The following is a 7,770-nucleotide window of genomic DNA, read 5'->3' as shown; positions in this document are numbered from 1 at the left end:
GCCCTTCACCTAACCCTGACCAGCACCAACGGCGGGGAACTATCTGGCCGCCGTTGGGGAACACACCACGGCCGCCAGCGGGGAGATCTCAAGGCCGCCCACGGGGAGTTCAGAACGGCCGTTGACAGCCCTGCTCGCCATCGCCGATCAAATCCTCGGCCAGCCAAGCCGAGAGGCAGCCAGCGAACACCTCAGGTCACTCCTGTCCAACATCGTTGACATCACCAACTTCCGCACCTTCGTCGGCAGAACAAAACGATTCTGCTCCCCGGCATTCAGCGCCGTGATCGAAACGAATATGCAGGAACTGCACCCAACCCGTGAACGCGGCGCCAACCTCCTCAGCCGCAACCGCGCTGGCCTCGGCCAGCCCTACGGCTGGCGAGAACACCACCGTCAGAGCGGCCACCTTGTGATCGCACCTATCGGAGACTGCCGGTTCGGTCACCAGCACGTCCCCCAGTACATGACCGACGCCTGGAGCGAGCGCCACTTCGCAGCCCCAGAGGGAATCAACCCCTCCCACCTGCGCCGAACCGCGGCCATCCGCCTCGTCCAGATGTCCAGTGGCGGGTCTGTGGCCACCGCCGGCGAGCTACTCGGCATCAACTCGACCACCAGCGCGAGCAGCACGCACACAGTGAGAGTCTGGGAGAGCGAGCCAACCAACGCCAAGACCCTCGCCACCGCCATCCACGCCTTCCGGGACGAACTCAACACAGCCAGCGATCTCATCGACTACGGCCGCCGGCGTGCTTCCCTCACCGCCTGGGAGATCCCCGCCCCTACCTGGGAAGAGATGATCTCGCGCCTCAACATGCGACATCGGAACAGATCAGCCACGCCATCCTCGATCTGGGACGACCGCAAACGACGCGCAGCTTCCGTCATCATCTGGGCAACGATCACCTGCGGCGACCACCGTCTCGCTCCACTCCTCCAAGGTGAAGCCCGCAAAGCCAACGGGGCCAAGACCAACATGCTCACCTACGACACCCAGCAGATCCGCTACAGGATCCGCACCAGCCACAGGGGCCCGACAGCAACCCTCGCAACGATCTTGCACTCCTACGCCCACGAGCTGGCAGCCAAGATCGACCGCAAGGAAACCAGCTAGCTTGCACGATCAACACCCGATGAACATGCCGACACCCCAGGGCCAAGTAGCAGCGTCAAGGGCCAACTATCGACGTCAGTCACACTGGCGACCGGCCCCGACGCCGGTCCCGTACGCCACGATCTGACCGCCGAGGCGATCCGGCTCGCCCGCCTGATCCGCGCCCTCATGCCGGACGACGGCGAGGTGGCCGGGCTGCTGGCGCTGATGCTCCTCACCGAGGCCCGCCGCGCCGCCCGGGTCTCGGCGACCGGCGAACTGGTCACCCTCGGCGAGCAGGACCGCGGAGCCTGGGACGCGTCGCTGATCGCCGAGGGGCACCGGCTGGTGCGCGAGCGCCTGGCCACCGGGGCCGCGCCGGGCCGCTACCAGATCCTCGCCGCGATCAACGCCGTGCACACGTCCGCCCGCGACGCGCGCGACACCGACTGGTCGCAGGTCGTCGCCCTGTACGAGCAGCTCGTCCGCCTCGACCCCTCGCCGGTCATCGTCCTCAACCGGGCCGTCGCGGTCGCCGAGCTCGACGGAGCGGAGGTGGCGCTGGCGGCCGCCGACCGGCTCGGGGACGAGCTGGCCGGCTATCACGCCTACCATGCGACCCGCGCCGACCTGCTGCGCCGGCTGGGCCGCGGTGAGGAGTCGCGGGCGGCGTACGACCGGGCCATCGAGCTGGCGGGCAACACCGCCGAGACCGCCTACCTGACACGCCGCCGCGACCAGCTCGGATAGCGGCACCGGGCGGGGGCTTCCCGAGCAGGCCGGACGTCCTCGGGCAGGGACGTCCCGGCCCGGCGTCAGAAGCCGGCGTCAGAAGTCGTTCAGGAGGTCTTTGAGGAAGGTGGTGCTGCGGGCGGGGAGCCAGGCGCGGATCGCGAGCGAATCCATGATCTCCTGGTAGCGGTCGGCCTCCTGGCCCTCGGGGTAGCGGGCGCTGGTCAGCTGTTCGAGGTAGACGACGTCGTGAAGGTCCTGCTCGGCGAACCGGACGATCGTGACCGGCCCGCCCAGCGCGAGGTGGCCGCCCGACGAGAACGGCAGGACCTGCACCTTCACGTTCGGCATGGTCTCCGACACCGTGATCAGGTGCTCGATCTGGGCGCGCATCGTCTCCGGCCCGCCGATCGGCCTGCGCAGCGCCGCCTCGTCGATGACCGTCCACAGCCGGACCGGTGCGACCGGCCGGCGCAGGATGTCCTGCCTGGCCATGCGCAGGCCGAGGCGCCGGTCGAACCCCTCGTACGCGGCGTCGTAGTACTCCAGCCTGATGACGGCGTTCGCGTAGTCGCGGGTCTGGAGCAGCCCCGGGATGTACTGCACCTCGTAACCGCGGATCGCCGTCGCGGACTGTTCCAGGCCGAGGTACTGCTCGAACCAGCTCGGCACCACATCGCCGTAGCTCTGCCACCAGCCGGGCTTCTTCGCCTCCCGCACGAGCTCGATGAGGCCCTCGCGCTCGTGGGGGTCGCGGACGCCGTACAGGTCGAGCAGGTCGAGGACGTCGCGCGTCTTGAAGCCGTGCCGCCCGAGTTCGAGGCGGCTCATCTTGGACGCGGACCCGCGGATCGCGTCACCCGCCTCCGCGCGCCCGATGCCCTTGTCCTCGCGCATGCGCCGCAGCCGCGCACCGATCTGCATGCGCAGCGCGGTCGGGCTCGTGCCGGCCTGCCGACGGTCAAGCACAAGATCTCCAGCCGTTCCCGTACGTCTCGACAACCATCGGAGGGTCTCACAGACAATGGCGGCCGCGCAGGAAACCTCCGGTCAGAGATATGTAACTCCGGGCCCGCTGTACAAAACGCGGCATCGTGTTGAATGTGCCCCGGAGAGGACCGTTCCAGATAGGGCGCCACCGTTGCGGCGGCGTTACCTGCGGAGGCGTACCGCGGAGGCGGTGTTACCTGTGGGGGACGAGCAGATCGAGGTCGGCCCGCGTCACCCGTGCCCGGTCGGCGACCCCGTCGCGGCCGGTCCCGGCCTGCCCCACGATCTCGATCGCCCGCGTCAGCATCGTGGGCTGCTCCAGGGATTTCGCTGTGCCGGGCTCGTGCCGCCGCCAGCCGCGTGAACTCATCGTGCTCATCGCGTTGCGGTACGCGGTCTCCGTCATGATGCCCAGTGTGCGTGCCCGGTAGAGCAATGCGGCCATGCTGACGCCCCAAGCCTCTTTGAGTTCGGCCAGCCGTTCCCAGTCGGGTTTCGCAGGCAGTTCCCCGGAGATGTCCTCGGCCGGCATCAGGAATTCCGCCGCGAACCTGTGCGCCTGGTCCTCGACGACTTTCTCCCCGGGCTCGGCGTCGGCGTGCATCACCAAATGCCCCAGCTCGTGGGCCGCGTCGAACCTGTTGCGCCAGTAATCGCCCTTGGCCGGATTGAAGAAGACCATCGGCCTCGGGTGGATCCCGACGCTGAACGCGTCGACCCGCTCGGCGGCCTCCGGAAGGACGAGGACGATGACGCCGTGCGCCTCCAGCAGACGGACGACATGCGGCACCGGGCCCGGCTGGTCCATGAGCGCCTTCCTGGCCAGCCGCGCCGCCTCGATCGGGCCGCTCCCGGCGATCTCGTCGGGCGAGACGGGGTACTCGGGCAGATCCACCTCGGGAAGGTCGACGAGGTTCTCCAGGACGGCGACGACGTCGGTGGCGATGCGCCCGTACGCCAGTGCCTGGTCCCGCTCGATCTGGCTCGTCGACCTCAGCGAACGGAAGTGGGCCCCGTCCATGGAAACCGGGCTCCGGCCGGCCTGGAAGAACCCGACCGGCACCCCGAGCGCGATGGCCAGCCGCCTCATCGTCGGCTCCTCGGGCTTCTGCACGCCGGCTTCGAACTGCCCGATCGCCTTCGGCGTGGTGCCCACGGCCTGTGCGAGCTGGTTCTTGCGCAGCCCTCGGAGCCGCCGGGCAAGCGTCAGCCGCTCGCAGTCGAACAGCACCCTGCGCCACCCTTTGCTAGGCCGTCTTCGTCTCCCCGCGGAGCCGCATGGGGACGTCGTCGTGGTCGTCACCCCAGAGCGGCATCGTCCGCTCGACGAGCTTACGACGTGGATCGGGCCCGATGGCGTCGTCCAGCTGCTTCACCCAGTGCCAGGCCGTCCCGCCGTCGGCGTTCCACCTGGGGCGGCCCAGGAAGAGCTCCATCTCCAGCGGCTCCTCGCTGGCGCTGTGCGCGAGGACCAGCGTGACCACCCCGGGCGTGTCGTGCGCTTCGAGCCCGAGGGGGAGGGCCAGCTGCGGGTCTTCGATGTATCCCTGCCTTGCCACGGCCTGCTTGGTGGGACTGTCCCGGTCCCACCGGATCCCCCTCACGTTGCCGAACTCGTGCCGCTTGAGCAGCACCCGGTAGGGGCCGTGACGCCATCCGGGCGACCCGTTCAGATCGTCCCGGACGACCTGCTTCGCCAGGTCGCCCTTGTCGAAGACGCGGTCGAGGTGGCTCTCCAGCAGCTCGAACGCACCGACCCCGTACGTCCGCTCCTTGAACCCAGCCGCCCGGCTCAACCCCCCGAACAGGACGAGCGTCGCCTCGCGGTGGGCCTCCCGCACCCCGTGCAGGAACCCCGCCGCCAAGAGCTCGTCCCAAGCAACCCGCTCCTCAGCCACCCGTCGACCATAGCCACGGGCTCCGACATTACGAGCAGCCCTCGAACTGGGGCACCTCCTCGACGAGGTTGAGCCCGCTGGGCGCGAACCATTTGCGCAGCAGCTCGGAGGCCGTCCCGTCCTGGTACATCGTCGTGATGGCGTCGTTGACGGCCTCACACCCGTCGATGTCGCCCTTGCGCATCCCGACCCCGTAGCGCTCGTCGGTGAACGGCGAGTTGACGATCTCCAGATCCGGGGCCGAGAACCCCGCCAGCACCAGGTCCCCGGTGGACACCGCGTCCACTTCACCCCGGCGCAGTTTCGCCACACAATCGCTGTAGGACGCCCCGGGGACGAGCCTCGCCGGGATGCTCAACCCGACCACCACACGCTCGGTGGAAACGGACCCGCTCGCCTGGCACATCCGCCGTCCGGCCAGATCACGCACACCCCGGATCCGGGTCTCCCCACGCCGCACCATGACGTCCTGATGGGCGACGTAGTAGGGGCCGCCGAAGGTCACGAGCTTGGCCCGGTCAGGCGTGATGGAGTAGGACGCGAGCACGAGATCGACGGCGCCCTCGTCCAGCTTCTGCTCCCGGTTGTCCGACCTGACCTCGCTGAACTCGACCTGCGACGCTCCGAGATGCCGGGCGATGTAGGTTCCGACATCGACCTCGAAGCCCGTGAAGCGCCCGTCCTCCTTGAACCCGAGCCTCGGCTGGTCGGCCTTGACCCCGACCACGATGACGTCGTTCCCGGCAATGGACGCCTCCGCGGTGGCACACCCCGCAAGCCCGAAAGCCAGGACCAGAACCCCCAGAATGCAACGCACAAGGCATGAGTAGCGCCCGAAACCAACCCGCAGATGAACGGCGGACGAGCCGACGCCGAACGGCCGGAACACGGGACTGCCGGGACGCGGCTGGCCTGGCATCGGCCGCTCAGGCGCCGTCCGGCGGCTGCAGTACGCTCGGTCGATCATGCCTGGTCTGCTCGGAATCAACCACCTGACGCTGTCCACGACCGGCCTCGACCAGCTCGTGGCGTTCTACACGGAGATCCTCGGAGGAAGGCTCGCGTTCGAGCGGGCCGCGACCCGTCATGACCCTCGGGTCGCGGCCATCGATGTCGGTGGGGCCGACCACCTGATGATCGTCGAAACCGCCACCTCCTCCACCACTGATCTCGACCCCCTGGGCCAGGCGGGTTGGGGGCTCCGCGTGGAGACGTACGCGCGGCTGAGTGAGGTTCGCGATCAGATCCTGGCCGCCGGGTGGCCGGTCGGGGAGATCGAGACCCTGCCCACGCAATGGACGATGACGGCCCGCGATCCCGATGGACGCCCGGTGGACGTCCGAGCCCATCGCCCCCGGACCCCGTAGCCGCAGGCCGATCCGGGGTGCCGGTCGAGGCGTCCGTCCCCCCGGACGCACCGACGAGATCGCGTCGGAGTGGCTCAGGCTTCTTCGTTTGGAATAGAGCATTCCGTTCTGCTAAGCTGTGTACACACGGTTCGCCGAGATGCCGATTACGGTCAACCGCCTGACGAAGGGGCCTCTGACATGCTCAACCCAGCCATCGCCACGGTCGTCTACCCCGCCCGCAACTTCGAAGCCAGCGTCAAGGCGTGGGCGACGGTGTTCGGCGCCGGTCCCACCTTCTCCAGCGACGGCGTCGAAAAGGCGCCTGGCGAGGCGGACTTCGCCGTCTTCAAGACCGACGATGTCGAGATCGGCCTGACGTCGCTGCCGTGGGTGGATGAGCCGCTCGTCATGTTCGACACCGACGACGTCACAGAAAGCCGCCGGGCACTCGTCGATGACGGCGCGACGGGCCTGGGCGAAATAGCCGACGGATCGCTCGCCCCGCTCGGCACCGCACCGATCACCAACGGCGACCCCGAGACCGGAATCGTCGACGTCCCGGGTGCCCGCTTGGCCGTCGTCCAGCTCACCGACGGCAGCAAGCTCGGCCTGCGCCAGTCACTGCCCGTGGACTGGTGAACCCGACGGGACGCCCGGGCCCGCGGCCGCCGCGATGGACGCGGTCACCTGTCACGCCTGGACGTCGAGGCCGGCGGTCTCCGCGAACGCCTCCAGCTGCTCCAGGTAGTGGGTGAGCGACTCGTGCCGGACCGTCAGGTTGATGTGGGTCGCCCCCGCCTTCTCCGCCGTGGCGATGACCTCACCCACTCGTCCGGGGTCGTTGACGGGGTCGAGGCGCTCACCCGGGGTGAGAACGACGTCGAAGCCCTCCGGCGGCTCGTGCCGGTCGAGCATCTCGCGCATCAGTTCCGGGGTGGGCCCGCGGAACGACTGCGGCGCCGGGGACCAGCCGTCGCCGAGCGTGACCGCGCGCCGCAGGGCGCGCTCGCTGTGCCCGCCGATCCACATCGGCACCCGCGCCTGCACGGCGTGCGGGTCGACCACCATGTCCTGGAACGCGTAGTACGGGCCCTCGTAGGACACGACCCGTCCCGACAGGGCCGCCCGCAGCGCCCCGAGGGCGTCGTCGGCGCGCGGCCCGCGGTCCTCGAAGGGGACGCCGAGCAGGTCGAACTCCTCCTTCAGGTTCCCGACCCCGAACGCGAGGATCAGCCGCCCGTCGCTGAGGTGGTCGAGCGTCCCGTACCGCTTGGCGATCTCCAGCGGGTGGTAGAAGGGCAGCACCAGCACGTACGGCAGGAACCGGAGGCGGCGCGTCCGCCCCGCCAGGAACGAGAACGTCGCCAGCGGGTCGTAGAAGCGTTCCCCGCGCGGGAGACCCGGCGGTACGGCGACGTGGTCCGCGCAGGTCATGAACTCGTAGCCGAGCCGGTCGGCGGCCTGCGCCACCTGGACGAGTTCGGCGGTCCCGGCCTCGGCCTCCCACGCCGGACGCCTGCCCGACAGTGCCACGATCGGCGAGCTGATTCCGACCTTCACGCGCTTGCCTCCGTTCCTCGCAGCTTGCGCTGGAGCCGGACCAATGGGTCGTCGCCGTCCCTGGTGCCGGACGGCCCCGCGGCCTCCTTGGGCCTCAGCCGTCCTGCGTCGGACCTGGTCCACTCCCGGACGGCCCACCGTTCGG

The 7,770-nt window shown here is 69.3% G+C and carries 9 protein-coding genes; 4 read left to right on the top strand and 5 right to left on the bottom strand.

What is annotated here, in order from left to right; translation table 11 throughout:
- The first annotated feature begins 121 nt into the window (after window positions 1–121).
- Window positions 122–1,117 carry a hypothetical protein gene (locus E1285_RS41375; protein ID WP_132160132.1) on the top strand — a complete coding sequence of 332 codons (996 nt, stop codon included), beginning with the start codon at window positions 122–124 and terminating at the stop codon, window positions 1,115–1,117.
- 84 nt (window positions 1,118–1,201) lie between these two features.
- A complete protein-coding gene (locus tag E1285_RS41370; RefSeq protein ID WP_347814127.1) occupies window positions 1,202–1,846 on the top strand; it encodes a DUF6596 domain-containing protein in 645 nt (214 codons plus the stop codon).
- Window positions 1,847–1,924: 78 nt separating this feature from the next.
- Here the strand turns inward: E1285_RS41370 and E1285_RS41365 are convergent, their stop codons facing one another.
- From E1285_RS41365 to E1285_RS41350, 4 genes are all read right to left on the bottom strand, one after another.
- Window positions 1,925–2,797, bottom strand: a complete 873-nt coding sequence (locus E1285_RS41365; RefSeq protein WP_243723418.1) for a helix-turn-helix transcriptional regulator — start codon at window positions 2,795–2,797, stop codon at window positions 1,925–1,927.
- Window positions 2,798–3,011: 214 nt separating this feature from the next.
- The gene (locus tag E1285_RS41360) at window positions 3,012–4,049 is read right to left on the bottom strand and encodes an XRE family transcriptional regulator (RefSeq protein WP_132160130.1); all 1,038 of its coding nucleotides are present in this window, start codon (window positions 4,047–4,049) and stop codon (window positions 3,012–3,014) included.
- Window positions 4,050–4,065: 16 nt separating this feature from the next.
- Entirely contained in the window at window positions 4,066–4,716 is a 651-nt protein-coding gene (locus E1285_RS41355) for a hypothetical protein (protein WP_132160128.1), read from the bottom strand.
- A gap of 28 nt (window positions 4,717–4,744) precedes the next feature.
- Window positions 4,745–5,443, bottom strand: a complete 699-nt coding sequence (locus tag E1285_RS41350; protein WP_243723417.1) for a glutamate ABC transporter substrate-binding protein — start codon at window positions 5,441–5,443, stop codon at window positions 4,745–4,747.
- A 238-nt stretch (window positions 5,444–5,681) separates the two neighbouring features.
- Here E1285_RS41350 and E1285_RS41345 point away from each other — a divergent pair, with 238 nt between their 5' ends.
- Window positions 5,682–6,083: a VOC family protein gene (locus E1285_RS41345; RefSeq protein WP_132160126.1), complete on the top strand. Its 402-nt coding sequence runs from the start codon at window positions 5,682–5,684 to the stop codon at window positions 6,081–6,083.
- Between the two features lie 180 nt (window positions 6,084–6,263).
- Window positions 6,264–6,704 (top strand): VOC family protein, encoded by a 441-nt coding sequence (locus E1285_RS41340; RefSeq protein WP_132160124.1) that lies wholly within the window; start codon window positions 6,264–6,266, stop codon window positions 6,702–6,704.
- Window positions 6,705–6,755: 51 nt separating this feature from the next.
- Here the strand turns inward: E1285_RS41340 and E1285_RS41335 are convergent, their stop codons facing one another.
- Window positions 6,756–7,625, bottom strand: a complete 870-nt coding sequence (locus E1285_RS41335; RefSeq protein ID WP_132160122.1) for an LLM class F420-dependent oxidoreductase — start codon at window positions 7,623–7,625, stop codon at window positions 6,756–6,758.
- Between the last annotated feature and the right edge of the window lie 145 nt (window positions 7,626–7,770).

This window comes from Actinomadura sp. 7K507 (assembly GCF_004348425.1).
Taxonomy (GTDB): domain Bacteria; phylum Actinomycetota; class Actinomycetes; order Streptosporangiales; family Streptosporangiaceae; genus Spirillospora.
Note: the sequence above shows the minus strand (reverse complement) of the source record. Positions and strands in the feature narration are given on the sequence as shown.

Bases quoted from the DNA above. Each gene is read 5' to 3' on its own strand.
- E1285_RS41345 (WP_132160126.1), top strand. From the start codon at position 5,682: ATGCCTGGTCTGCTCGGAATCAACCACCTGACGCTGTCCACGACCGGC.
- E1285_RS41340 (WP_132160124.1), top strand. From the start codon at position 6,264: ATGCTCAACCCAGCCATCGCCACGGTCGTCTACCCCGCCCGCAACTTC.